This is a genomic window from Candidatus Woesearchaeota archaeon, assembly GCA_003695435.1.
Taxonomy (GTDB): domain Archaea; phylum Nanobdellota; class Nanobdellia; order Woesearchaeales; family UBA11576; genus J101.
Genome location: RFJL01000046.1, coordinates 1 through 25,733, shown reverse-complemented (window position 1 = coordinate 25,733; position 25,733 = coordinate 1). Strand labels below are relative to the sequence as shown.

The following is a 25,733-nucleotide window of genomic DNA, read 5'->3' as shown; positions in this document are numbered from 1 at the left end:
TGTAACAATATTTAAATACTTGTGTAACAATGTTTCAGTATGCGAAACAAGGATATATTGCTCAAATACGTGAATTTTGGGGTTTTAAGCGTTCTTCTCTTGGTGAGTGTTACTGTTGCAGTGCTCTCAAATGTGTTTCAAGATGCGTCACCTGCTAATGTTATCTACCTTTGGGCCATAAAACACCATATTGCTATTATGTTGTTTTCTATTGTTCTTGCAATTGCGTTTGGTTTTGCTCTAAGCACCACTGCGCTTTACGAGTTACGACAAAAAGAAGTTGCAAGAAAAAGTGCAAAAGATCTTGTGTTTACGTTTTTATCTCCTGATGAAAGACTTGTTCTTAATGAGTTAGTTAAGAAGAAAAAAGTTTCTCAAGCTGAGCTGAGCAAACTTGAAAACATGGGTCGCGTACGCGCGCATAGATGCGTGCAGAAATTGCAGGAAAAAAATCTCATTCTTGTTGAGTCTAGAGGAAAAGTAAAACTGATTACGCTGCGCGATGATATTTTAAACATCTTACAAGACTGATATCTCTTTGTAGAGGAGGTTTTGGTACTGTGTAGAAGAAGTGTATTTTTTTGAAGGGCTGAACTTATGATGCTTTTGATAAGAGTGCTTGTTTTATGTTTTGAGCAATTTCACGAGGTGTTTTTGCAACACGCACCCCTGCGGATTCAAGTGCTTCAATTTTGTTTCTTGCGGTTCCTGTGCTTCCTGAAATAATTGCTCCAGCGTGACCCATGTGCTTGCCTGGAGGTGCATATCTTCCAGCAATAAATCCAAAAACAGGTTTAGTAACCTGCTCCTTGATGTACGTTGCTGCTTGCTCTTCAAGCTCTCCTCCAATCTCGCCTATGAGGATAATTGCTTTTGTTTGAGGATCTTCTTCAAAGTAACGCAACACATCTATGAAATGAAGACCGATGATAGGGTCTCCTCCTATACCAATAACACTACTCTGACCGATATCTTTTTCAGAAAGAGCACTAACTATCTCGTACGTAAGTGTTCCTGATCTTGAAACAATGCCAACAGGGCCTTTTTTGAAAATATGGTTTGGCATAATACCTAGTTTGGCTTCATCTACACGAATTATTCCGGGACAATTAGGACCTATTACTCTGAGTCCCTTTTCTTGAGCTTTACGAATGATTGCCAAGGTATCATGCACGGGAACTCCTTCGGTTATGATTACGATGTTAAGGTCCGCTTCAAGCGCTTCAAACGCCGCGCTCTTAAGATGGGGAGCGGGGACAAAAAGAATAGACCATTGAGCAGGCTCTTTTGCAAGTGCTTGTTTAACTGAACTAAACACAGGTATGCCCTCTACGATTTCTCCTTGTTTTCCTGGTGTTACTCCTGCAACGATACGCGTGCCGTATTCAAGCATTTGTTTTGTATGAAAACGTCCTTGTTTTCCCGTAATACCTTGTACGAGGACAGCAGTATCCTTAGTAATCATAGAGATATTTATCCATCATGTTTAATGATGCTGCAACTTCTTTGTGCGTGATGAATCCATTTGCTATCTGCACTCCTTTCATAAATCCTTTATCTTTGTATGCTGTTCCCTTAACCATTTTAAGAAGATAGGGGAGTGTTGCTTGTGTGAGTGCAATGGTGGATTGGCGGGGTACTTGTCCTGGCATGTTGGGAACTGCGCAGTAAATCTTTTTCTTGTATGTGTAAATGGGGTTATCGTGCGTTGTTGGTCGTGATCCCCAAATGCAACCTCCCTGATCAATAGCAACATCAACAAGAACACTTCCTTCTTGCATGTGCTCTACCATTTGTTTAGTAACAAGTTTAGGTGCCTTTGCCCCTCTAATAAGAACGCTTCCAATAACAACATCTGCGCGTTTAGTCCAGGACGCGGTACGTAAAGGAGTGCTCTCAACAATACGTACCTGTTCTGCGAGCGGTCCTAATGATTTTTTGAAAAAAGAGTGTAGCTCGTTGAATGTTTTTCCTTTTCTTTGAATCACAACTACCTTACAACCCATTCCTGCTGCTGTTTTCGCGGCCCATCTGCCAACAGTTCCGCCCCCTATGATAACAACAAGAGCTGGATCAACGTTGTCAATTTGTCCTAGTGTTACTCCTCTTCCCCCATACTTTTTCTGTAAGAACTGTGCTGCGTATTGAATTGCAAGGATTCCTGCTACCTCGCTCATGGGTTTAAGAGCTACAAGTTCTCCTTTGTGTTCAATAGTTTCGTAACCTATTGCGGTTATGTTGTGTTTAAGAAGTTCTTTTGTGAGTTGTTTATCAACTGCTGCAAGGTGAAGATAGGTGTAGAGTTTTTTACCTTTAAGATATTTGAGGTATTTGTATTCTGATGGGAGAGGTTCTTTCACTTTAACAAGGATATCTGCTTCTTTAAAGCAGTTTGTCTTAGTGGTGATCGTTGCCCCTGCTTTTTCGTAGTCTTCATCACTAAATCCTGATCCTTTTCCAGCACCTTTTTCAATAAGAATGGTGGCGTATTTACGAAGTTGTTGTACTCCCTTGGGTGTGAGTCCTACTCGGTTCTCATTATTTTTAATTTCCTTAATGCAGGAAACAACTGGTTTTTTTCGTGTTGTGTTCATTATGCATTCACCGCGTTTGGTTTACGATCATCTCAATTGCATCTTCCATGTGTCTAAATGCCTTGATGCCGTGTTTTTCAAGAATTTCTTTTCCTTCTTGTTCTTTGGTCCCAATCATGCGAACTGCTATGGGAATTGCAAGTTCATGATGTTTCTTGAATTGAATAATTCCCTGTGCAATATCGTCGCAATGAGTAATTCCTGCAAAGATGTTGATGATAATACCTTTAAGGCTCTTTTTGGTTAGGGTTTCAAGAGCAACTTCCATAGTTTCAACTCCTGTTCCTCCACGAAGGTCAAGAAAATTTGCAGGCTCACCTCCTTTGTCTTTGAGAATGTCTATCGTTGCCATGACTAGTCCTGCGCCATTACCAATAACTCCGATGTCTCCTTGAAGATCTACGTAGTGCAAGCCAGAGGATTCTGCGAGTTTTTCTATTGTGCTAAGTCCTTCATATTTGTACTGTGCAAGGTGTTTGTGGCGGTAAAGCGCGTTGTCATCAATGACAATTTTAGCATCTGCCGCAACAAGTCCATCTCCTGTATCGATAAGCGGGTTGATTTCAACGAGTGTTGCATCACAATCTCGCATAACATTAAAGAGCTTTCGTATAATGAGAAAGATTTCTTGAGGATAGTGTTCTAGTTGTTTTTTGTGATTATCGCGGATGTTTTGATAGGAAAAGGTGTCAAGGGAAATTCGTACTATTGCTTGTGGATTTTGTTGTGCTAGTTCTTCAATATCAATACCGCCTTGTTCTGAGAGTATGAGTGTGTATTGTCGTCTGAGAGGATCAATGGTAAGAGCTACGTAGTATTCTTTGTTGTTTGGACATTTTTCTTCAATGAGTGCTTCTTTAACAGGGTGTCCTTCAATGGTTTTGTGAAGAAGTTCTTTTGCAAGGGTTACGCAGTGATTTTTTTCACATTCAAGTATTCCCCCGTGCTTTTTTCGTTTGCCGAGCGGTATCTGTGCCTTTACAAGGCATGTTTCGCTTTGAATAAATTGTAAATCAACATCGTCATCATCCTCTCGTATAAGAACTCCTCTCGGTATGGTGATATCATACTGATCAAAGATGCGTTTTGCTTGATATTCTTTAAGATTCATTGTGGTGGTTTCTTAGTTTACTGATTCTTCAATTCTTTTGCTTGAAATAAACTGGTTCCTTCCCCTCTCTTTTGCTTTATAGAGGTAGTCATCAGCACGTTTGATAAGTGTTTCTTGTGTATCTGCTGGTCGTAGTGTGGCAAGACCTATGCTAATGGAGACATGTCCAAGCGGTTGTTTGTGTGCGTGGTCAAAATCGTGTTCTTCAACTGCTTGGCGTAGTTTTTCTGCAACTTGTTCTGATCCTATGAGCGAGGTGTTAGGAAGAATGATGACAAATTCTTCTCCTCCGTAGCGTGCAGGAATGTCTGTTTTTCTCATAGTTGTTTTGATGAGCTGAGCGAGTTCTTTGAGCAGTTTGTCTCCTGCTTGATGGCCATTAGTATCATTGTAATTTTTGAAGTGATCAATATCAAGAAGGAGTAAGGAGAGCGGTTCTTGTGTTCTTTTCGAGCGTGCGATTTCTTGTTCGAGAAGCTGGTTGAAGCTACGTCTATTGTGCAGACCAGTAAGGGGGTCAGTAATGCTTAGACGTTCAACTTCCTTAAGTGAGAGCGCATTAGAAACTGCAACGCTCAAATACTCACTCATAAGGGAGAGGACTTCAAAATCATCTTCTGTGAGTTCTTTGATATAGTCTCCGTGAATAATAACGCATCCAAGAATGTTCTTTTGTTGGATGAGAGGAATACTCAAAATACATCGGGGTTTTTCAAAGAACTCTTTGAGGCGAATATCTTTGCTGGTATCTTTGATATATTCTCCTGTTTTTGTTTGTGCTGCTATTTTTGCAAGAGCGACATCCACGTTAAGAAGGTGTTTAGGGTACTGAACTTCTGAGTGGTATACATTGGTTATTTGCTCATCTTTGTAGGTGATCAAAGTGGTGGAACTTGATTTTATTACGGGTTCAAGAAAACGCTCAATAGTGTTAGTAAGTTGGGTTAGATCAAGTATGCCTCTTATTGCTTGCGTGAAGTCTTTGATGAGGGTGAGTTTTGAGAGTTCTGAGGTAAGTTCTTTTTTTTCTGCTGCGTATGTTGGGGCAAGCGATGCAAGAATGTGCAATGAGCGTTGAACTTCATCAATACTTATTGGGTGTTGCGAGTCATAAAATGCACTGGTTAATTCTTGTTGATCTCCTCCTGTAAGAAAAGCAAGGTCTTTGAGTTGTGTGCGGTCAAGTTTTTGTGCAAATTCACAGGTAAGCACACCAATCTCATGAGTATTGCAGATGATGGGGATGATGAGTCGTTGTAGTGAGCCAAAACCTGTGTAGAGCAGAGGCTGTTTGGTGATGCGTACTTCTTCAATGTGTTCTTGGATACATTGTGCTATGAGATCGCTGCCCATTTTTTGTGAGCGAAGGAGTTGCGAATAGGGTGTTCTTGTACCTGTACTTACAAGGGGGCGTCCGTGGATATCTAGAAAGTCAATTGCGAGGTTAAGAGCGCTTGAGAAGTGTTCTTGCAGATTTTTCCAAGCGACAAGGTCAAGGTGCATGGAAGGATAGCAGTGAATATCATTTTTAAATTTACTTAAAAGAGCTGTTTGCGTTCACAATGTGTTTTAAGTGTATGAACATAAAACATGAACTCATGAATTCTAATAGCACAAACAAAATTACACTACTTCTACGGTTAGTACGTTGTCTCTTTGAGATGAACATAAATATTTATAAGCACGGTCTGCCGTTTTTCTTGACATGGAAACAAGAAAACTCGTTAAAGCAGGTGTAGGATCTTTCACTATTTCTCTTCCCAAGAGCTGGCTCGTTAAAAATAACCTTGAACGTGGGTCTATCTTATACATTGATGAAAAATCAGATACAGAGCTGCTCATCACAGCAGCACTCACGCAACGCCCCAAAGAAGTCAAGGATATCGTCATATCAACAAAGGGGAAAGATGTACAAGAAATTCAAAGAGAAATTACTTCGGCATATGTGAATAACTATGGTGTTATTCGTATTGAAGGTGACGATCTTGTAGAAAAGGTAGAAGAGGTGCGTAAAATTCTCAATGATTATATAGGTCTTGAGGTAATTGAACAAACCGCTTCAAAAATTAAAGTAAAAGATCTCATTGATCTTAACGAAATTTCTGTTGATAGCACCATTCGTAGAATGGATATGATTATTCGCTCCATTTTCATTGACGCACTTGCGCTTGGCAAGAACATGACCAAAAGCATTGAGCTTCGCGAATATGATATTAATAGATTATACTTCTTGCTTTTCCGATTAGTTAAGAACTCTCTTTCAAACAGTGCTGTTGCAGAGAAATTCAAGATTTCAAATGTACAAGCAATGGCATACTGGTACTATGCTTTAAACCTCAAGGAAATTGGTGATAGACTCAAAAAACTCACTCTTGCGATGAATGAGAAAAACAAAAAACAGCTAGTATCTGTTGTTGAAGAAATACAGAAAAGCTACCTTGATCTTATGAAAGCAAATGAAAAGAAGAACAAAAAATTAGCATCGGATGTCGTTTCACGAAGAGCTGATATTATTAAAAAAGCAGTAGACGTGCTCAAAGTAGATAAGGAAACTGCACACATCATTGGAAATATCACTGAAATTGAGACAAACATTTGCAATCTTGCAAGAATGGTAATTGATAGTGAAGTGTAAATCACACTTTTTTCACCCTTCTTTTTAAAGAGGTGGCTTGCAGGATTCCTCTGCAAACCACAGGGAGTATAGTTGAAACCTTTTTATACCCTTCAAAGACCACAACACCATGAAATTCATCACGCGATCATCAGAAATCATTCTTAAAGGAAAAAACAGACCCTTTTTTGAAAAAGCACTGCGCAAAGCCATCGTAAGAGCGGTTCCTGATGTGAAACTCACGCGCAGAGGTGCCTTGTTCTTAGGGGAAACTGCGCTTTGCGAACAAGAACTTATCAAAGCACTTAATACGGTTATAGGTATTAGTTCTTTTTCTCTTGTTGAAGAAGTGTCTTCCGATCTTGAAGAGATCAAAAACGCAGCTTGTAAGATTATGTGCGAAAAGAAAGGAAGTTTTGCTGTGCGTGTCAATCGCACTGATAAGAGTTTTCCTCTCACCTCTCAAGAAATTGGGCGTGAGGTAGGCTCAGCAATATTTCAATCTCAAGAAGATGCACTTACCATTGACCTTACCAATCCCGAACATGAACTCTTTATTGATGTAGGACAGGACACCACGCTCTTGTACACTAGAAAATGGGAGGGTCATTCAGGACTTCCTGTAGGTACAAGCGGACGGGTTATTGCACTCTTCTCAGGAGGTCTTGATAGTGTTCTTGCAGCCTATCAAATGATGAGACGTGGCTGCCAGGTAGATTTAGTACATTTTCATAACTTTGCTGATGCAAGCAAGGTCAAAGGCACAAAAGTTGAGGAGTTGGCGCAGTTCACAGCACAATTCCAACAAGAAACCACTTTGTATCTTGTACCCTACCCCCTTTACGAGATCAAGGCGGGTGGAAAGATTAATCCAAAACAAGATTTGGTCCTCTTCAAGCATGTCATGTTGCGCTTTGCAGATGCGCTGGCGCAAGAAAAAGGATATGGTGCAATAGTAACAGGTGATTCTTTGGGTCAAGTTGCATCACAAACGCTGGAGAACATTCAAGCAACGAGATTCGGCCTGTTTCTTCCCGTGTTTTCTCCTTTTATCGGCTCAAATAAAGAAGAAATCGCTCAGCTTGGTCGCAAATTAGGTATTTTCTCTACTGCTCAGAAAACATACACTGATTGTTGCTCTCTCATGGCAAAAAATCCAGATACTAAAGTAGGTATTGATGGCATAAAAAGAATAGTAGAGAAGGTTGATGTTGAAGAAATACTCAAGAGTTTAAAGGAAAAGAGTGAAACAATCTCTTTTTAGATTCTCCCTTTGTCTTTCTTTGCTTTTCTTCATTTTCTTTACTGTTCTTTATTTTCTTTATTTTTTTACTTGACTTTGTTTTTGATCAGCAAAAACGGTCGTATAAGAGAGCATTGAAAAAATCAACACATTTTTAAATTGAATTTTTTTCTTTAAGAATTGCAGAGGTGAATGATGCAGTGAACCCCCTAACAAAACTTTATCGTAAGATCAAAAAGGCTCTTTTTTGGAAGCTGATTGAATAGATTTGTACGGAACATTTCTTATTTCTTCCACCCAATCATACACTTCAACGGTGTGAGGAGTTTTAACGGCACGTATGCCAATTCTACGTCGAGGTGTGTAGATGTTTTGTTGAAATCCTTCTTCTAACAAGGTAAGAAGTTCTTCCTCTTCATCAGCTATCTTCGTAGTGGGAGTGATTTCGCCGTTTTCTGAGCGCAAAGCTAGAATTTGTAACTCATTTGTGTGAAAATTCTCCCTATAGAAATAACCTGAACAAGGAGGAAGGGGTCTTCCAAGAACATTTCTCTCACGCGGTGCGTAACATACTTTGAATTCCTCAAGAATTCTGCTTTTAGAAAGAACTATGATGGGCACGTAAATATCAAAGAGATGTTTTCCAGAATAGTGTTGTTGAAATTTTTCGTATTTTTCATTTGCTTCTTCTTTTCTGTATACTCCTGTTTGAGCAAATTCAAAAAGTCTTTGAACAAGATCTCTTCCGCTCCAAGCACGTTCAATAGGGCTTCCAGGAGTTCCTTCTCGAGGACAAGAAAGCCACTCAAAAAATGTGTTGTTGTATTTCCCTTCAAGAACGGATGCACCGTCCTTAACATCAAAACGAACAAGAACTCTGCACTCGCGAGGATCCATATCAGAGTACAATTTGCTTGCTGCTTCAACATCGTGAAATGCAAGTATTGAGGATAGCGTTGTTGTTGTGCTACGTTTGAGAAGTAGGCGTACTTTTCTAAGATTAAACCGTTTATTTCTGCATGCGTATGGCTCTGTTTTCACTGTTCTGCTCCTCTCACCTCTTTGAGAGTCACAATATTACATTATTTCGCCGTAACCAATAAGTCTGAATCGATTTCCCACTCGTCTTGAAATAGTCACTCTTGCACCTTCTTGAGCACATACAGGTAAGCGAAGAGGACAAGAGATTTCGTCTTTTCCAAGTTCTTGTACAACGCCAACAGTTGCTGCTGCATTTACATTGAACATAAGCATCTCTCCTTTGGAGAGCGGAGCGATTTCTTCACCTCCAACAAAACGTTCAAGCAAATGCGTTTTAAGTTTAAGGTGCATGCGGGTCTCGGGAAGAGTGCCTATTTTTCCTACGAGGTTCCCTGAAAGAGAATCTGATTTCACAATTGCAGGATCAAGAAGGGTCATAATTCCTGACGATCCTCCAGGGTGCAGTTCTTGTACTTCTCCTCCTCCTGCTTTGAGTCCAACAATTTTCGTGGTGATTGGTGTGTACTCTACTCTGCCTTGTTTTTCAATTTTCCTTCCTGGTTTGATTTCAATCTCATCGCCCACTCTAAGTACGCCCTGAACAAGTGCTCCCCCAAGAACCCCTCCTACAAGGGATTCTGGTTTCGTTCCTGGTTTGTTAATATCAAATGAACGAGCGCAGAAAAAAAGAGGATCTTTGGTAGGATCTCTTTTTGGCGTGGGAATGTATTGTTCAATTGCTTCAATGAGTTTATCAATATTTGCTCCATGAAGTGCAGAAATAGGAATTACTGGTGCATCCTTGTATTCTGTATTTGCAAGAAATGCTTTGATCTGTTTGTAATTTTCAAGGGCTTCTTCTGCACTTACTACATCAATTTTGTTCTGAACGACGATGACGTTTTTTATTCCGCAGATTTGAAGTGCCATTAAATGTTCGCGTGTTTGGTCTTGTGGCACCTTTTCGTTTGCGGCAATGAGAAGAAGCGCGCCATCCATGATGGTTGCTCCTGAGAGCATTGTTGCCATGAGGCTTTCGTGACCTGGCGCATCTACAAAAGAAACCTTGCGCACAAACTTCGCATCACTCATACAAGACATACACTTATTTGTTGTTGTGTAGTCCTTGCACTTAGTACATTGGTAAAAAGTAGCATCAGCATAGCCTAGACGAATAGTGATTCCTCTTTTGAGCTCTTCGGAGTGGGTGTCAGTCCACTTACCGGAGAGCTGTTGGGTAAGTGTGGTTTTGCCGTGGTCTACGTGTCCGACAAAACCGATATTCACTTCGGGTTGGATGATTTCTTTTTCCTTTTTTGCCATGCTTATTGTGCTTCTTGTGCAGGTGTTTCGTTTGCGGGTTCTTCAGCAGGTGCATCAAGTGGTTGCTTTCCTGCTTTGGTGATTACCATGTTGAGTTGCGCTGTTTTTTCATAAACGGTGTTTCCCGCAACTGTTTTCCTTAGTCGCATACCCTTCATTCGGCGATGACCTTTTCTTTTTGGGTTGAATTGTTTTCTGATAGGTTTAATACCAACACCTTCATGAGCGAGAATTTTTCTTTTAATGGGGCCTTCAACGTCTTTTCTCATAGGAAATCCTGAGTTATCAGAACCTCCTGTTATCTTAAATTCGTAGCCTGTAAGATCAATAATCTCTCCCTTTACCGTATCTCCAATTTTTAATCCGTAGAAGGGCTTTGCAGCGTCTGCTTCAAGCGTTTTTTGATATGATTTTCCCGTTTTAGGGTCGTTAAGTACTAGTTTTAGTTCTGCCATAGTTTTCTCCCCGAGCTCTCAGGCTTTTTAGGCCAACACCCTCTCAAATGGGGCGGAGCTCAGCTAATTGATGATGAAACACAGACAGGTGTTTATAAAGGTTGAGGTGTTTGTTTATAAATAAAAGGGTCTTACAATTATTCGAAGAATTCGAAGACGTAAAAGATCATCACCTCTAAAATTCTAAGATCTCTTTTGTTGGTACTACGTATGATCTGCTGAAATACGGTGATTTGTTTTAGATGTGGCTTGTTTTGAGAGTTTTTTTTGATAGTTTGTTGAGGGTTTTCTTTTGTTCAGATTTTTCTTACAAGAAAATATCTTCTTCTATGTTCGTGTACTAAACCAAGTTTTACGAGTGCATCCAGGTCGTTTTTTATCTGGGCAAGATGGCTGCGCTTGTTGAGGTGTTTGTATGTGTTGAATTCTTTGAGCGCATCAAGTACTTGTGCGCAGTCAAGAGCACTGTGGCTTGAGAGAATATCTAAGATCGTTTTCCTTCTCTGCGTAGCAGCTTCAGTTGTTGCCAAGGATCTTTCTAAGAGGTCAAAGCCAAAACTGTTACGATAATGAGCAAGCATTTCAAGATCATGCATTCTAAATAAGTAGCGTGCAAGGTAACAAGGGTGCTCTACGTGTTTGAGTAGAACGCGAACTTCGTGTTTTGTGAGTTGTTCTTGAAGGTATTGATAATAGCGTAGAGCCTTAACCGCGTAATAGGTAGTATAATATTCCCCCCCTTGTCCATCGCGTCGCAGCGGCCAGCTACCGTTTGGAAGTTGGGTTTCTAGAAGCCAAGAAATTCCTTTTTTAACGCGTTCATCTTGCAGGTCCTCATGGGTGTGTAGGAGCGTAATGATGGTAAGTGCAGTTCCATACGTGGTGCTTTCCTTTGGAATGGTAAGGGCTGAGCTTGGCCAGCCACCCTCTGAAGTTAAATGACTGCTCAGAAGAAATTCTTTTGCTTGTTGTATGTCTTTGTTGAGTGGGTCTTCTCCCGCGTAGAGAAGGGTGAGCATAGCGTTTGTACTAAAACTAACCTGTGTGCTCTCAAAGTTTTCATGTAGTCCCCAGCCTATGCCGTCTTGTGCTTTGTGTGTGAGAAGCCATGCGCGCAAAGGGGCATAGATGGAGTCCTCTACCAGATCGCGAATTCCTAGCATAACGCCATAAAGAGTGAGGTTTGACGCACCAGAAAATTCTCTCCATATTCCTTCAGGAGATCTTCTTTTAAGTATGAGGTTGAGTAATTCTTCTTTTTTCTCTTCAAGGCGCCGTGTGTTTCCCGCTTTGATACCCCATAACTGACTTGCAAGTAGATCCACATGGTCATTTTCATCTATTTTTTGTTCGCTGACATAGTGGATTGCACGAGAGATTGCAGCAGTGTTTCTTGGAGCGATAAGTAAAAGAGTGTTAAGTGCCATGGAAGTGAGAAAAAGTGGGCGGTGTAGGTGCTCTGGTCCTTGAATGTTTACTGCGTTTTCGTAAGTCCAAGAACCATTAGTATTTTGTTGTTGAAGGAGGTAGTTTTTTGCGTGTTCTAGTGCGATGTTGATGTTGTTTTGCCCCATTGCTGAAATCTTTTTCTTCGTGACGTATATAAACATTGCGAAAAAAATTTCGCGCGCGAGAAAAAATTTTTCAGCGCTGAAAAAACCTTGTTGTATGTACGGGGTTGTTTAAATTATTATTAAAGCTCAACTACGCAGGATGTGGTGAAAGATGACAAAAACAAACATTCCCAACATACGCGCATTGCTCTGTCCTGAAGTGCCACTATGTGCTCTGCAAAAGCACTATGAGCCTTCACAACGAGTGTTTTATGCAAATATCAGAGAAATACCTCTTGAAGTTGCACGCTATGCAGTAGAACACCCAAAAGAGCGAGTCTACGTAGCAGACCCACAGATACAGCGCTTTCTCACTCTTGACATTCCTCTTCCTAAGAGGAATGATTTGACAGATCTGTTACATTTCGAGGAAGAAAAGGAGGGACCAGCTCTGCAAGATGGGCTGGACCTTCCTCTTATTCCTAAAACCCAGGAAGCGCAACAAATTCCTTGATCTTGTGCATGCTCATCTTACGTCTTTTCTTCCTCGAAAGGACTTTTCTTCCTCGAAAGGAGGTAACTACTATGAAACCAATGACTATAAGCTTAGAAGGAACTCGCGGAAGCATTCCTTGTCCGACACAAGGGTCTTATGTAACGTCAAAGTATGGCGGAAACACCACCTGTGTCTACATAGAAGGACCGAAAGGAAATCATCACATCGTAGATATGGGTTCAGGCATGCGGATTCTTGGCAACAAATTATTCGCTAAAGGATTTGCCCCTGACGCATCAGGTCGTGCAAAGGGACGTGCCAATATTTACCAAAGTCACTTACATCATGACCACACACAAGGTTTAGGTTTTTTTGGACCTATTTTTATTCCGGGAAACCAATTCACGTTTTACAGCGGTGAGTTTGAGCTACCTCTTGAAGATGCTTTGCGACAAATATACTCCAAGCCGTGGTTTCCGATCACCCTTGATGAGATGGCTGCTGAAAAGAGATTCAAAGAGCTCCGTGAAGGACGAAGCTACGAAATTGATGATTTGGAGGTGTCAATCATGTCTTCAAAACATCCTGACAAGTGCTATGCGTATAGATTTACAAGAGAAGGTTCTAAAAGGGATCATAGTTTTGTCTTTTTAGTTGATAATGAGCACGATCCAAAATCAACTAAGCGTAAGCTTACAAGTCTTGACAAAGAAGTGGTACGGTTCATGCGTGACGCTGATCTGGTGCTTTTTGACTCCGCTTACACTCCACAAGAATATGCTGGAGAAGTGGGGCCTAGTCGAGAAGGATGGGGGCACTCAACCTATCAGATGAATGTCATACGTGCAGCTGAAGCAAATGTGGGACATCTTCTCTTAACACACCACGACCCTAGTCACGACGATAAAACAATGGACAACATTGGTGCTCTTGCAGAAGAGTATGCGGTGAACATCGGTGCAACGGAAATGACTGTTGAAGTTGCACAAGAAGGGAACGCGTATGAAGTGTAACGTGTGTAACTAAGTACTGTTAGTGAATCATACGTGTGGTAGCTGTTTTTTTTGTACACTCCTGTGCCTTATGGCGCAGGGGCGTTTACACTTGTTTAATCATTTCTTGTTTTTCTTTGTCATGCCTTCAAATGCTCTGAGCACTTCAATAGGCATTGCAAAAATAACGGTGTTAGATTGATCTGATGAGAGGTCGTTGAGTGTTTGAAGTGTTCTTAGGTGTAGAGCGCCATCTGCTGCTGACATCACTTTTGCAGCCTTTGCCATGTTTGTTGCAGCAATAACCTCGCCTTCAGCTTTGATTATAACTGCTCGTTTTTCACGTTCAGCTTCTGCTTCTTTTCCAATAACTCTTTTAAGATCTTGAGGGAGTTCTATATGTTTAAGATCTACTGATTCAACGTCAATTGCCCAAGCATCTGTTGCTTTGTCTACAACTTGCAAAATTTTTTTTGAAATTTTTTCTCTGCTTGAGAGGAGTTCATCAAGAGTGACTTCACCTACAATATCTCGCATAGTGGTTTGTGCGAGTTGGCTTACAGCCCAGTCAAAGTTTTCTACTTGAAGGACCGCTCTCTCAGCACTCTTTTCTTTGATTTTATAGTAGAGTACGGCATTAACATTGACGGAAACGTTATCTTTAGTAATACAATCCTGATCGGGAACATCCACCACTTTTGTTCTAATATCTACGCGCTCCCAACTTTGAATAATGGGAATGACAAGGCGCAGGCCTGGTTGCATGGTACCTGTGTATTTTCCCAGAGTAAAGCGAACTCCGCGTTCATATTCTTTAACGATTTTTAGTCCTGATGCAAGAAAAGCAATGGTGAGAAGTGTTGCATAATATGTTAGTGACATAGGTTTTAATTCCTCTTTTGCGAATGTACAAACACTGTTATTTTATAAAGGTTCACGTTGAAGAGTGTTGTATGAACTTTCAGGGACTTGCTCAGATAGGGAACGCGGATTGGTTTATTGACCTCTCGTTCAGACAGGCTAAAAAACGAGGGGATGAGCTTAGAGGCCAGGTGAAAGGAACGCGGTTAGAGAAGTCCAAAAAGATTGAGATGGATAAATTAGTGGCTATTCGCAACATTTCAACAAAGCATCTTAAGAATATTCTTCTTGCTTTTCCTTCTCTTGATGGTATGGCCGAGTTCTACCAGGAATTAGTCAAAGCGACGCTTGATTATGAAAAGCTCAAAAAGTCTTTGGGTGCACTTAACTGGGCTATTAAACGCATTAATGATCAGACGATGCAATCAACGTTTAAGATTAAGAAAACTCAGGATTTAAACACGATCAACGCTATTCGTCGAGAATACTATGGCAGGTTCGCATCAATCATAAAACAGATCAACCCTGCACTTACCTATCTTGAAACGGCAAGGAAGACGATGCGCACGTATCCTTCTATTAAGCAAAATATGTTTACGGTTGCACTTGCAGGTTTTCCTAATGTTGGTAAAACGACGTTATTAACAAAGCTTACTCCTTCTTCTGCTCAGGTTGCTGATTATGCGTTTACAACGCTGGGTCTTAATGTGGGGTATCTCAAACGTCCAGATTTGAAGATTCAGTATATTGACACACCAGGAACGCTTGATCGTTTTGAGAAGATGAATGCTGTTGAAAAACAGGCATATCTTGCGATTAAGTATTGCGCTGATGTGGTGGTGTATGTCATTGACGTTACTGAGCCGTATCCCTTGGCAGATCAATTAGCGTTAATGGAGCGTCTTAAAGGGTTTCATAAGGAAATGATTGTGTATTACTCTAAGGCGGATGTTGCTGATGAGCAGGTTTTAGAAGCTCAGAGAGCAAAATTGCCTGGTTTTACTTCTGCTGAATTGTTGGAAGAAGAGTTGATTAAACGCGCAAAGTAAGAAAAGCTGGTGAAGAAGGGGTTAGAAGAACCAACACCCCTAAAGTAGTTACCTGATAGTGGTTACTTTTAGAAAGATTTATAAATAAATAGTGTTACTTTGTAGTAGTATCTCTTAATTTGAGGCTTCCAAGAAGATGACGCTCAGCAAACAACAACTCTACCAACGATTCATTCTTCCACCACTTGCTGCAAGAATGGTGGACATTTTGCGAGAAAGTCGGCCAACAACACCTTCGCATAAAAAAATTCCTGATACGCAATACTCTCTTGCAACACAAATTCTACGGTACTCCTTTCTTAGTCAAGAAGCACGCGTAAATGAAGACGAACAAGCAATAGCAGAAGCAGAAGAAAGAGCAAGAACATATCTTGAACAAGTCATTGAAGAATACGACCACCTACAAACAAGCCAAGACACTAAAGATCTTCAAATTTTACAACCGCGTTTTGATACAGCGGTTACTTTCATTCATCAAGCAGTACGCTATGCACGAAAAAATGAGGTTGTGCGAAAATTAGGAGAACAAGAATGCAAGGCCAAAATTGCAGATCTTGTTAATGTATGGAGTAAAAACTTTAACATCTGGAACGAAGCACACAAAGACCAATTACGTGGAATGTATGAACGCGTACTCACAGGAGATTTGAAACCAAAACTCTCTCCGCCTCTTAAGGATACTGTTCATGCAAAAAGACTCGTGGCAAAAAACGCTTTGTGGGACGCAGTATCTGATCAAGATCATCTTGACGTATTTGAGGCTGCAATTGCAGATGCTATGGGTCTAGTATTTAGCGGTTATTCTCGTGAAGATATGGAAAAAATAAGAGAAGAAGTTGCAGAAGAGGCAATTTACTTTAGACATTTGGTAAACATTTCTAGCACATTGAAGGAACACTTTGGTTTTGATTTTGAACTCACTCGAGAAAATGAGAATGACCCCGAAGTAAAAAAAGTTCTTGAAAGTATAAAAGTGCCCAAAGCAAGTGGAATATCTCCTATTGCATCAAGAATGCTTGAAAATTGGCACGAAGCAAAAAGAATAGCTGAATTTGCCTATGCTCAAAATGGACTCTACGATGAGAGAGAGGAAAGCTTGATTAGCTTTGCACTTCCACGATTTTATGGGTTAAGAGATCATAGAGCAAGAAAACAGTTCATAGACCTTTATCGTCCGGGAACAACATACATAGTGACAAACAAAGCAGTACGTCCTCAAAGAAATCAAACGGTTCTTCAATTAGGTGAGAACTCAACCCTTGAAAGACTACGCCCCACCCTTGAAAGATTAGTTGATGAGAGCAGACAAAAAAGTTCTGCCTTTATTGTTGACTCAGATCTTGATCATCAAACAAAAGTGTCGTATATTGTAGATGTTCTTGACAGAGGTTATCGGGGAACAATTAAGATTCAAAAAGTTGATGAATCTGAAGAATACACTCGTACATAGAACAGAGTAAAAGAAGCTTATTTTTTCTTGACATAAACTGTGTGTGTGGGAAAGGGTATGTCAATCTTGTTTTTGTTAAGTGCTTTGTATAATGCACAGGTAAGCTCTTCTTTTGTTAGGAATTTTTCATCTACGCTTGCAACCCATGCAAAGAGTTTCATATTAAGAGAGAAATCTGCCATTTCTAAGAATACTACTGAAGGGGCAGGATCGTCAAGTACTTTGGGATGTTTTTTTGCGACGTCAAGTGCTACTTTTTTCACTTTTTCAATGTTTGAGCCATAAGCAACACCAAAGGGAATAACTACTCTTGCTTTGAGTGTTGGTTTACTATGATTGATAATGCGTGAGTTTGCAAGATCTCCGTTAGGGACGATAAGCAGTTCATTGTCAAAGTTGCGTACCTTGGTTGAGCGAATTCCTATTTCTTCAACAATACCTACTTTTCCAGGTTCGTATTCAAGACGATCGCCTACGCTAAAGGTGTGATCAAGAATAAGGGCAACTCCTCCAAAAATATTTGCAAGTGTTGATTGCATTGCAAAACCCAGTGCGATTCCTGCGATACCAACTCCTGCAAGTAATGACGTGACGTTTACGCCCCAGATTTTAAGAATAAAGATAAATCCGAATACGTAAATCAGAGCATACATTACTTTTCCAAGAAAAGGTACAAGCGCATCATCAACAGGAGTCTTTGTTTTTTTTGCAAACAAAGAAATGTGATCAAAGATTGCTTGGATGAACTTTATGGCAAACCATGACCCTGCGATGATGATCAAGGTGTTTGCAACGCTGTCAATAAATTCAAGTAAGCTGTTCGTAAATCCAAGAACACGTATTGCGTATTTTGCTCCTACGATGATGAAGAGTATGCTAAGGGGAATATTTGATTTTGCAAGGAGTTTATTAAAATGAACGGAGCGCTTAATGAAGAGCGAAGATACTTTTTTGAGCAAAAAACGCACACCATAATAGCCAACGATGAAAAAAGTAAGAAAAACCAGAAGTGCGTTAAGGTAATTGTTTGAGAAGGGCAACACCTCTTTGATAAGTTCTGTAAACATACTCAAGATGCAACTTCAATAATTCTACAAGACACAGGAAGCTTCATAGAAGCCTTTCTTAACGCCTCTTTTGCGGCAGGAACATCTTTCTTATTGCAATCAACTTGAAAGATAGGTTCGCCCTTACGCACTTGCGCAGCAATACCAATGACCTTTCCAAAGGACATCTTCATTCCCGTACTCATACGGTCTGCCCCTGCTCCTGATGCGAGAGGGTTTTCTCTTAGAATGTGGTGAGGATATTTTCTGCAAATAATACGAAAGGCGTTTTTTCCTGCAGTTTTAGTGAGGTATCTGTTGGATGTTTGACGTGCAGATTCAATGGCGTTATCTCGTATTTGAATGTCTTTTTCTGAGCGCAGCTCAAGGGTGCACGGATATTCTCCTTTAGAATCTCCTGTAACGAAGCGTACGATCTTACAATTAGGTCTTGCACGTACGTAGGATTTTGATCTGTATTTTGAAACACGTGTGTACGGCCTTTCTAGGCGTCTGTATGCGCAGAATTTTCTAAGTCTTGCCATACTGCTCAATTTTTCCAGGTGGTTTATAAAGGTTGTGGTGGTTTTTGGACCTGTGGGTGGCTGAACATAAGGAGGTTGAGTGACTACCCCAATACTTTTGTATGTTTATCTCCATAAAGCGATAATTTAAAATGCTAAAATACTACAAAAACACTCCTGATAAGTAGTAATAATTAGAAACTTATTTATACATTCTCAAAGGAGATTGATCACAACGAAGGGAGCATGTAAAAAAATGACTCTACCCACACAATCAACACAACAAACACCCCTCGCCCTCATTATTAAAGAAGTAGTTCCTGAACCAAAAGACGAATCTCTTTTTGAACTACGCTCCATTCTTGAACAAAGAAATGAGCCTTATGATACACTTGACTGGTATGCTCCAAGCACTCTTGAACGAGGATCGGGAAGAGTTGAACGATTAGAAAATAAACCTGTTGCGCAGCTAAGCAAACTCCAACAAGGAGACCTTGTTATTAATGGCAGTGGGTTTTATCATGATCGTACGTTTTACCTCGTGCAACACTTCTGCGAGCAACAACTACAAGGAAGATCTCTTGCCTATGTTCATATTGATGCACACACAGATATGCGAGATGAAGATTATGAACATCAGCAACGTTTCTCATCTGCTAGTTTTGTAAGTGCTATTGCTAAGCTGCCCAAAATTCAAGAGATTTGTTTTATAGGAACTACTTATCAAAGTGCAGGCCTCGGACAAGCAAAACAAAAAGGGCTTGTCTTTGAAGAAGATGCAAAAGCATTTACCGCAAGCGCGATTTCAAACCCTTTTGTATATGTAAGCATTGATCTTGATGTTCTTGAAGGATTCAACTCACCTTGGCCAGGCGGTCAGATGCCACTTGAGCGACTTGTGGAAATCGTACAAGAAATAGGAGCACATAAACACATTATTGGCGCAGATATTACGGGATTTAGTAAGGAATTTGCTTGTTGGAATGATAAACGCCTCTTTTTTGAAGTCTATACATCACTGTGCAACGCTATGTAGCTATAACTCCAAGGATTTGGCGTCTTATTCAATAACGTAGTTCTCAAAGCCGTTCTTCGTAACATTTATAAAGAAAAATTGCCCTTCGTTCTTAAAAGAGGTGACGTTATGAGAAAAGATTCTCTATTTATCCCAAAAAAAGGAAGCTTATCGCTCTCCATTAATGCAATTGTTATTCTTGTCCTTGCAATAACCATGCTTGGTTTAGGACTCGGTTTCACCAAAGGCATGTTCGCAAAGTTTTCATCTAAATTGGAAGTTCCCGAACCAGATATTCCTGCTACTGCTGAAGAACCTATCGTTTTAGGTATTGGTGATCAATTAACTCTTCAAAGAAACAAGGAAGCAATCTTCTCCGTTAATGTGTATAACGATGGTTGGGGAAGTGACGCATCAATACAAGGAAGTATTGAGTGCTCAGGTCCTCTTTCAAATCTTGAAGCTGTAACAGCACCACAGACTATTCCTCCAGGAGAAGATAGGAATTTCAAGTTCATCATTCCTCAGACAAGTACCACTGTCGCAGGAACTGATATATGCACACTCACCTTTACAGATGGGAACTTGCCAGTAACAAAACAGATCACGATTAAGATCCAATAAAGAGGTACTACACGATGAAAAAAAGACTCACACATGACCAAGAATTTCAGATTATGAAGATCGTTCTTGATAAGTTCCTCTGGATTGGAACTATCTTGATCCTCTTCGCACTCTACCAAGGAGTTGTGCTTAACCTTGTTGGTGAAGCTATTGCGTGGGGAATTGCAGGATTTATCATCTGGATCTTATTTGGTGTGCTTCTCGTAAGAGAATACGAGATTATCAAATAAGTTTAGTACGTTAATTATTTTTTCCTCTTCCTCATCGGAGTGTTCGTTATGAAGCAAAACAGAAAAATTCTTTCAAACAAAAAAGGTATTGAGCTTTCCATTAACTTTATCGTTATGCTCGTTCTTGCAATTGCAGTATTCACAGGAGGTCTTCTTTTTATTAACAAGTTTTTCTCCGAAGCAGAAGAAATTCGTATGAGTATTGATGCGCAAACACAGCGCCAAATCGCAAATTTGCTTGATGACGGCAGCCCTTTTGTCATCCCTATCAGAACCCAAGAAGTGCAAAATGGAGAATTCGTTCAATTCGCAGTAGGTGTTTTCAATAACGGTGCAGCTGGCGAAGAGTTCACTCTTGATGTGACTTTTGATGCTGCCTATAAGCTTGATAATTCCTTCCTCTGTAATGCAGCAACAACTACTGGCTGCAATTCCAATCCGCAGGATTGGATCATTCCAGGATCATCCCAGACCTTTACGGTTAAAGAAAATGAGCAAGTAACACGACTTTTTGGTTTTGATGTTCCTCAGAATGCTCCGCGTGGCAATTACATCTTCTTCGCATCGCTTGAAGATCCTTGGAATGACGTTCCGGGATACGAACCCATTCAAGTGGTGTTACAGGTAAGATAACGCGCAGTACCCCTCTCCTATAGAAGATTTTCTGCTCCCAACCACCACCTCATACAACACGTCCTACGCGATTATAGTTCTTTTTCACGTCCGTGCGGCGCTGCTTGAGGTATGAGTTCGCGAATGAGCATAAAAAGAGAATACACTATGAAAAACAAGACAATCATTGCAATCAGTGTGTAGATGTCAAAAGGAAGACCTGAATACACATTTGCTATTGCAGTATAGGCAATAACATTGATAGGAATGCTTGAACCTATGAAAAACGCTATTTGTTTAGGAATGAGGTGGAAGAATTCAAAAAAGAGCAACCAAATTCCTAAAAAACCTACTAAGAGGGGTCCTATAAGGCCGTAGAGGACTTGTACATTTTGAAAAATCGTAGTGATGTCGTTATGGGTAAACCAATAGCGAAAAAGATCAACGGAGACGAAAACAAGGACTAAGGAGTTGGAAACAGCGCTGTTCCAGCCCAACTCTTCTCCCCTATACCGTCCAAAGTAGAAGGAGAGGATGAGCATGGAGATGATCATGGGAGAGATAATCCACCAAACTTCAGGAACCGTAATGGGAACGGTAAGAAGATCTTTGATACGTTCAAGTAAAAGAGGAACATGCGTGTGCATAAACTCATCAAACCCTGTTTGAGAAGCAGAAGCAGTAATGGTTTGGTTAAGAGTGGTGTTAATCAAGTGTTGTACCATTGTTTATTAACGTTTTATTTGTATTCTTTTATTATTTCTTTGAGAGTTTTAAACTTATTGATAATCTTCTCCTTATAGAGCAAGAAGAGTCCTGAGAGAACGATGATATTAGCAACGATTGCAAGACGCAAAATGATCTGCGTGAACATGGAGAAGAAAAAACCTTCAGGGTAGAGGGAAATGAGGGTGGAGTTAGCGGGCAGAAGCCACGTATCTGTTGGGAACACTGCTTTGTGGAAGGCAAGGAAGCTTGAAGAAAAATGGGCGCTCATAACAAGAAATACCAGTACGATAAGGTTGGTGATCAACCCACCTATAATGAGACCAATGCCCATGTCTTTTCCTTTTTTTCGTCTGCGTGATTCCCTGAAGATAATGAACATAAAGAGCAGAAGACTCATAACGCTAATTGCCTTAATGAATGTGATAAGTGCTTTGACCTCACGAAGATGGGTTAGTTCTCTCTCGCTAAACTGTGTTTCGTTGAGAGTGTCACGGCCGGAAAAGTATTGCAAAATACTCTCTGAAATGACTAGTGCATCTCCTACGTTTTGGTAGATTTGATGTTCTTCAAATTGCTCATCATAGAGTTTAAGATCATATGTAACGCTAAGAACATTAAGAGAAATGAGCAAGATGGGAAGGTTAAGAAGAAAAAGAAAAAAGTAAAGGCGTTTCATGCGCCTTACAAGTAGGTTTTTATTTTTTCACGGAACTCATCTTCTGTCATGGTTCCAACGTGCCTGTGCACTTCTTCTCCTGCTTTGAAGAAAATAAAGCAAGGAATGCTTGAAATACCAAGGCTTTGAGCAAGCTCTGGTTGTTCATCAACATTACATTTGGCAACTTTATCTCCAAATTCTTCATGCATTTTCTCAACAATTGGAAGCATGACTTTACAAGGACCACACCATTGCGCCCAAAAATCAATCACTACTGCTGAGTTCTTTGCTTGGTCAAAATTTTCTGCTGTTATTTCCATTGTAGTTCACCTCTTGATTTTAATTTTTTTTAGAATACTGCCTTTTTTCTTAGGGGTTTTCTTGACGGATTTCTTAGTAGTCTCTTTCTTTTTAGTTGCTGATTTTTTAGTACTTTTAGTAGATGATTTCTTTTTAGATGATTTCTTTTTTGTTGATGATTTCTTTTTCACAGCAGTTTTCTTAGCAGGTTTCTTCGCAGTTGCTTTTTTCTTCACCGCTGCTTTCTTAGCTACTGTTTTTTTAGTGCTCGTTTTTTTAGTGTTTGATTTCTTTTTCACAGCGGTTTTTTTGGTAGACTTCTTAGCTGTTGTATCCTCTTTCACAGAGGTTTTCTTTGTTGAAGCTTTCTTTGCAGCTGATTTTTTGGCAGTAGCTGTTTTTTGCTTCTTGGCGGTAGTTTTAGTTGTTTTCCCTGCGTTTTTTGTTTTCTCTTGAGGTGTTGTGTTCGCTGTGCGAGTTGAGAGTGCTGAAAGATCGAGCTTTTCTCCCTTTGCTACTTGTGCAACTGCTTGCGCTACTGCATCTGTTATTGTGTGGTCAAGAATGGATGGGACGATCTGTTTTTCAGTCGGGTTTTTGACCGAGATTGCAATGGCATGAGCTGCTGCAAGAAGCATTTCTTGTGTGATGCTCTTAGCTCTTGCTTGGAGAGCTCCTTTGAAAATTCCAGGATAAGCAAGTACGTTATTTACTTGGTTTTCATAATCAGATCTTCCTGATGCATATACTGCAGCACCTCCCTTTTTAGCATCGGAAGGAGTAATTTCGGGGTCTGGATTAGCAAGAGCGAAGACGATTGGTTTGTCTGCCATGAGTTTTACCATGTCTCGTGAGAGGAGCCCTTTACGAGAAACTCCAATGAATACATCAGCGCCCAGAAGTGCTTCTACAAGTCTTCCCTTTCTTTTATAGGGGTTAGTAATTGAGGCGATCTCTTGTTTGTATTTGTTTAGATCCTCTCTTCCTTCGTAGATAATTCCTTTACTATCCACGACGAGAACTTCTCGTACGGGAGTACAAATATGAGAATCTATGTCTGCGCAGCGAAGCAACTTTGCAATGGCAATTCCTGCAGCTCCTGCTCCGTTTATGACAACGCGAACTTCATCAAGTTTCTTTCCCACAACGTTTAGTGCGTTTTTAAGCGCAGCAACGGTGACAACAGCAGTTCCATGTTGATCATCATGCATGACGGGAATATCCAACTCTTCCTTGAGTCTTCGTTCTACCTCAAAACAACGAGGTGCTGATATGTCTTCAAGATTAATCGCACCAAAACTTGGCGCAATTGCCTTTACTGTCTCAACAATAGCGTCAATGTCCGTAACATTAAGAACAATGGGAATTCCATCAAGTCCTGCAAATTCTTTGAACAGGATTGATTTTCCTTCCATTATTGGTAGTGCTGCAAGTGGTCCCACATCTCCAAGACCAAGAACTGCTGTGCCATCACTTATAATAGCAACAGTATTCCCTTTTGCTGTAAGCTCGTAGGCCTGATCTTTGTTATTTGCTATTTCTTTTGCAACTGCTGCTACACCTGGTGTGTATGCAAGTGAAAGATCCTTTTTGGTCTTGAGAGGAACTTTACTGTGAATCTCAATCTTTCCTTTGTTCTTCTTGTGTAATTTTATAGCATCTTGTTCAACACTCACTTGAACTCCACCCCATATCTTCTATTTGAATTAAATTGTAGTTGTCCTCTAAATGATGAGACATATCCTTTTGGAATGAGCACTTTTTTCCCTTCTGCTACTTTTGCTACGTCTTCATTCCAAAACGTGACTTTGATTTCTCCGGTTTCATCGCGGACCATTGTTTGAACACAAACATAGTCTATAGCGTTGCTTTTATTACCAATCGCATCAATGACTCCTTGAATAGTGACATCAGAGTCACCCTCTTTAAGTGCGCTAATGGGTGTGATCTCTAGGTTGTCATAATCAAGCTCTTCAAGCTCTTCTTCGTCGTCGTCAAAGAGAAGGTCTTCAATTTCTGCATCTTCATCAAAGTATGATGAATCATCTTCTAGCATTTTTTTCACTTCGGGATCTAGTTCTGTAGTATCTTTTTCTTTTTTGATTGTTCTTCGTTTTGCCATGGTGGTTGATTTTCTGATGTGTTTTTGTGCTGTGTTTTTGTTGGAGCTTGTGTTGTTTTGTGTTGTGTGAAACCGTCCTATGATGCGTATTTTTTTCTTAAATACACAAATGCGCCATTTGCAGCAATTGCACCCTCAGCTGCTGCTGTGAGTGTTTGTTCAAAATGATTGGAATTTGTTGTAATGTCTCCTGCTGCAAACACACCTTCAATATTTGTTGATTGATCTGGTTTTGTTTTCACAATGTTGTGTTCATTGAGTTCTACGCCCAGATCTGCTGCAAGTTGTGTTGCGGGAACTCCTCCGATTTCAATGAAGCATCCATCAACACAAATAGTTCGTCCATCTTTGAGTGTTACGCTTTCAAGTTTATCAGTGCCATTGAATCGTTCTACTTCTGCATTGAGTATGAATTCTACTTTTGGATCTTTTTTGAGTTGTTCAACACGTGCTTGTTCTCCTCTAAAAGTATCCCTTCTGTGAATGAGGTGAACTTTGTTCGCAACGTTTGCAAGAACTTCTGCACCCATCGTTGCTGCATCTCCGCCTCCTACAACTGCAACATCTTTTCCACGATAAAAAAAGGCGTCACAAGTAGCACAGTAAGCAACTCCTTTACCAGAGAGTTCTTCTTCTCCTGGAACATTTAGTTTTCTTCGCGTTGTTCCTGTTGCGAGAATGACTGTTTTTGCGGTAATGCTCTCTTTGGCTGTTGAAATTTTAAACGTACCATCTTCAAGGCGTTCAATCTTATCCACGTATGCGTTTCTTATGTCAACACCGAGTTTTTTTGCATGGTTTTGGAAGTTGAGCATAAGGTCAAAGCCGGAGCCTTCAAATCCGGGAAAGTTCTGAATATTGTGTGCTAAATTGGTCATACCACCCATTTCAGCACCGTAGAGAACAGTTTTAAGGTTGTAGCGCGCTGCGTAAATCCCTGCTGAAAACCCTGCTGCACCAGCACCAATGATTGCTACGTCAAAATCAGTCATTTATAAACACCTTGTCGGTCATGCTCAAATGCATTTTTAAAGAACTTGAGCACGTATTTAAACATTGTGGTGAGAATATGTTGTTTGAGGCGTTTAACGTCTAAGGGATTGAAAATACGTAGGAACATAATACGTAGAGGGTTGTTGAGATGGAAACGT

General features: G+C 40.3%; 28 protein-coding genes and 1 pseudogene. 12 read left to right on the top strand and 17 right to left on the bottom strand.

Annotation, left to right across the window (positions count from 1 at the left end; genetic code table 11):
• Nucleotides 1-39 precede the first annotated feature (39 nt).
• Complete coding sequence (locus D6774_03465; GenBank protein RME77771.1) at nucleotides 40-531, top strand: hypothetical protein; 492 nt, start codon at nucleotides 40-42, stop codon at nucleotides 529-531.
• A gap of 64 nt (nucleotides 532-595) precedes the next feature.
• On the opposite strand, the gene sucD is transcribed toward D6774_03465, so the two are convergent.
• The 4 genes from sucD to D6774_03445 are packed head-to-tail and all read right to left on the bottom strand — an operon-like array spanning nucleotide 596 to nucleotide 5,208.
• Nucleotides 596-1,465, bottom strand: coding sequence for a succinate--CoA ligase subunit alpha (gene sucD / locus D6774_03460; protein ID RME77770.1), 870 nt, complete (start codon nucleotides 1,463-1,465; stop codon nucleotides 596-598).
• Nucleotides 1,455-2,594 carry an alanine dehydrogenase gene (locus tag D6774_03455; protein RME77769.1) on the bottom strand — a complete coding sequence of 380 codons (1,140 nt, stop codon included), beginning with the start codon at nucleotides 2,592-2,594 and terminating at the stop codon, nucleotides 1,455-1,457. Before D6774_03455 ends, sucD begins: the two co-directional genes overlap by 11 nt.
• A gap of 7 nt (nucleotides 2,595-2,601) precedes the next feature.
• Entirely contained in the window at nucleotides 2,602-3,705 is a 1,104-nt protein-coding gene (locus tag D6774_03450; protein RME77768.1) for a succinate--CoA ligase subunit beta, read from the bottom strand.
• Between the two features lie 12 nt (nucleotides 3,706-3,717).
• Entirely contained in the window at nucleotides 3,718-5,208 is a 1,491-nt protein-coding gene (locus tag D6774_03445) for a diguanylate cyclase (protein RME77767.1), read from the bottom strand.
• A gap of 202 nt (nucleotides 5,209-5,410) precedes the next feature.
• On the opposite strand from D6774_03445, the gene D6774_03440 reads away from it, so the two are divergent.
• Entirely contained in the window at nucleotides 5,411-6,340 is a 930-nt protein-coding gene (locus tag D6774_03440) for a hypothetical protein (protein RME77766.1), read from the top strand.
• Between the two features lie 109 nt (nucleotides 6,341-6,449).
• Nucleotides 6,450-7,583 (top strand): tRNA 4-thiouridine(8) synthase ThiI, encoded by a 1,134-nt coding sequence (gene thiI / locus D6774_03435; protein RME77765.1) that lies wholly within the window; start codon nucleotides 6,450-6,452, stop codon nucleotides 7,581-7,583.
• 210 nt (nucleotides 7,584-7,793) lie between these two features.
• Here the strand turns inward: thiI and D6774_03430 are convergent, their stop codons facing one another.
• The 4 genes from D6774_03430 to D6774_03415 all read right to left on the bottom strand — a co-directional run bounded on the left by D6774_03430 (nucleotide 7,794) and on the right by D6774_03415 (nucleotide 11,931).
• On the bottom strand, nucleotides 7,794-8,603 hold the full coding sequence (locus tag D6774_03430) for a hypothetical protein (GenBank protein ID RME77764.1): 810 nt from the start codon (nucleotides 8,601-8,603) through the stop codon (nucleotides 7,794-7,796).
• A 36-nt stretch (nucleotides 8,604-8,639) separates the two neighbouring features.
• On the bottom strand, nucleotides 8,640-9,866 hold the full coding sequence (locus D6774_03425; GenBank protein RME77763.1) for a translation initiation factor IF-2 subunit gamma: 1,227 nt from the start codon (nucleotides 9,864-9,866) through the stop codon (nucleotides 8,640-8,642).
• 2 nt (nucleotides 9,867-9,868) lie between these two features.
• Entirely contained in the window at nucleotides 9,869-10,321 is a 453-nt protein-coding gene (locus D6774_03420) for a 30S ribosomal protein S6e (protein ID RME77762.1), read from the bottom strand.
• A 296-nt stretch (nucleotides 10,322-10,617) separates the two neighbouring features.
• The gene (locus D6774_03415) at nucleotides 10,618-11,931 is read right to left on the bottom strand and encodes a hypothetical protein (protein RME77761.1); all 1,314 of its coding nucleotides are present in this window, start codon (nucleotides 11,929-11,931) and stop codon (nucleotides 10,618-10,620) included.
• 115 nt (nucleotides 11,932-12,046) lie between these two features.
• Here D6774_03415 and D6774_03410 point away from each other — a divergent pair, with 115 nt between their 5' ends.
• Nucleotides 12,047-12,388: a hypothetical protein gene (locus D6774_03410; protein ID RME77760.1), complete on the top strand. Its 342-nt coding sequence runs from the start codon at nucleotides 12,047-12,049 to the stop codon at nucleotides 12,386-12,388.
• An 8-nt stretch (nucleotides 12,389-12,396) separates the two neighbouring features.
• Nucleotides 12,397-13,383 carry an MBL fold metallo-hydrolase gene (locus D6774_03405; protein ID RME77759.1) on the top strand — a complete coding sequence of 329 codons (987 nt, stop codon included), beginning with the start codon at nucleotides 12,397-12,399 and terminating at the stop codon, nucleotides 13,381-13,383.
• Between the two features lie 99 nt (nucleotides 13,384-13,482).
• Here D6774_03405 and D6774_03400 read toward each other — a convergent pair whose 3' ends face one another.
• A complete protein-coding gene (locus D6774_03400; GenBank protein ID RME77758.1) occupies nucleotides 13,483-14,244 on the bottom strand; it encodes a slipin family protein in 762 nt (253 codons plus the stop codon).
• Between the two features lie 23 nt (nucleotides 14,245-14,267).
• Here D6774_03400 and D6774_03395 point away from each other — a divergent pair, with 23 nt between their 5' ends.
• Complete coding sequence (locus tag D6774_03395) at nucleotides 14,268-15,272, top strand: GTP-binding protein (GenBank protein RME77757.1); 1,005 nt, start codon at nucleotides 14,268-14,270, stop codon at nucleotides 15,270-15,272.
• A gap of 136 nt (nucleotides 15,273-15,408) precedes the next feature.
• Nucleotides 15,409-16,722, top strand: coding sequence for a hypothetical protein (locus D6774_03390; GenBank protein ID RME77756.1), 1,314 nt, complete (start codon nucleotides 15,409-15,411; stop codon nucleotides 16,720-16,722).
• Between the two features lie 17 nt (nucleotides 16,723-16,739).
• On the opposite strand, the gene D6774_03385 is transcribed toward D6774_03390, so the two are convergent.
• Nucleotides 16,740-17,789 (bottom strand): mechanosensitive ion channel family protein, encoded by a 1,050-nt coding sequence (locus D6774_03385; GenBank protein ID RME77755.1) that lies wholly within the window; start codon nucleotides 17,787-17,789, stop codon nucleotides 16,740-16,742.
• Nucleotides 17,790-17,791: 2 nt separating this feature from the next.
• Nucleotides 17,792-18,313 (bottom strand): 50S ribosomal protein L16, encoded by a 522-nt coding sequence (locus D6774_03380; protein RME77754.1) that lies wholly within the window; start codon nucleotides 18,311-18,313, stop codon nucleotides 17,792-17,794.
• Between the two features lie 205 nt (nucleotides 18,314-18,518).
• On the opposite strand from D6774_03380, the gene D6774_03375 reads away from it, so the two are divergent.
• The 4 genes from D6774_03375 (at nucleotide 18,519) to D6774_03360 (ending at nucleotide 20,794) form a co-directional block, all read left to right on the top strand.
• Nucleotides 18,519-19,328 carry a hypothetical protein gene (locus tag D6774_03375; GenBank protein RME77753.1) on the top strand — a complete coding sequence of 270 codons (810 nt, stop codon included), beginning with the start codon at nucleotides 18,519-18,521 and terminating at the stop codon, nucleotides 19,326-19,328.
• A 78-nt stretch (nucleotides 19,329-19,406) separates the two neighbouring features.
• A complete protein-coding gene (locus D6774_03370) occupies nucleotides 19,407-19,931 on the top strand; it encodes a hypothetical protein (protein RME77752.1) in 525 nt (174 codons plus the stop codon).
• A 14-nt stretch (nucleotides 19,932-19,945) separates the two neighbouring features.
• The gene (locus tag D6774_03365) at nucleotides 19,946-20,161 is read left to right on the top strand and encodes a hypothetical protein (GenBank protein ID RME77751.1); all 216 of its coding nucleotides are present in this window, start codon (nucleotides 19,946-19,948) and stop codon (nucleotides 20,159-20,161) included.
• A 48-nt stretch (nucleotides 20,162-20,209) separates the two neighbouring features.
• Complete coding sequence (locus D6774_03360) at nucleotides 20,210-20,794, top strand: hypothetical protein (GenBank protein RME77750.1); 585 nt, start codon at nucleotides 20,210-20,212, stop codon at nucleotides 20,792-20,794.
• 71 nt (nucleotides 20,795-20,865) lie between these two features.
• Here D6774_03360 and D6774_03355 read toward each other — a convergent pair whose 3' ends face one another.
• From D6774_03355 to trxA, 3 genes are read right to left on the bottom strand one after another with little or no spacing between them, the layout of a single operon-like run.
• Entirely contained in the window at nucleotides 20,866-21,498 is a 633-nt protein-coding gene (locus tag D6774_03355) for a hypothetical protein (protein ID RME77749.1), read from the bottom strand.
• Nucleotides 21,499-21,512: 14 nt separating this feature from the next.
• Nucleotides 21,513-22,178 carry a DUF1461 domain-containing protein gene (locus D6774_03350; protein RME77748.1) on the bottom strand — a complete coding sequence of 222 codons (666 nt, stop codon included), beginning with the start codon at nucleotides 22,176-22,178 and terminating at the stop codon, nucleotides 21,513-21,515.
• A 5-nt stretch (nucleotides 22,179-22,183) separates the two neighbouring features.
• Nucleotides 22,184-22,480: a thioredoxin gene (gene trxA / locus D6774_03345; protein RME77747.1), complete on the bottom strand. Its 297-nt coding sequence runs from the start codon at nucleotides 22,478-22,480 to the stop codon at nucleotides 22,184-22,186.
• 34 nt (nucleotides 22,481-22,514) lie between these two features.
• Between trxA and D6774_03340 the strand changes: the two genes are divergently transcribed.
• The gene (locus D6774_03340) at nucleotides 22,515-22,916 is read left to right on the top strand and encodes a hypothetical protein (GenBank protein RME77772.1); all 402 of its coding nucleotides are present in this window, start codon (nucleotides 22,515-22,517) and stop codon (nucleotides 22,914-22,916) included.
• Nucleotides 22,917-22,972: 56 nt separating this feature from the next.
• On the opposite strand, the pseudogene D6774_03335 reads toward D6774_03340, so the two are convergent.
• The 3 genes and pseudogenes from D6774_03335 to D6774_03325 form a co-directional block, all read right to left on the bottom strand.
• Nucleotides 22,973-24,136 (bottom strand): annotated as a pseudogene (locus tag D6774_03335) (NADP-dependent malic enzyme).
• A complete protein-coding gene (locus tag D6774_03330; GenBank protein RME77746.1) occupies nucleotides 24,133-24,582 on the bottom strand; it encodes a hypothetical protein in 450 nt (149 codons plus the stop codon). Before D6774_03330 ends, D6774_03335 begins: the two are co-directional and overlap by 4 nt.
• 77 nt (nucleotides 24,583-24,659) lie before the next feature.
• Entirely contained in the window at nucleotides 24,660-25,574 is a 915-nt protein-coding gene (locus D6774_03325) for a thioredoxin-disulfide reductase (GenBank protein RME77745.1), read from the bottom strand.
• Nucleotides 25,575-25,733: the final 159 nt, after the last annotated feature.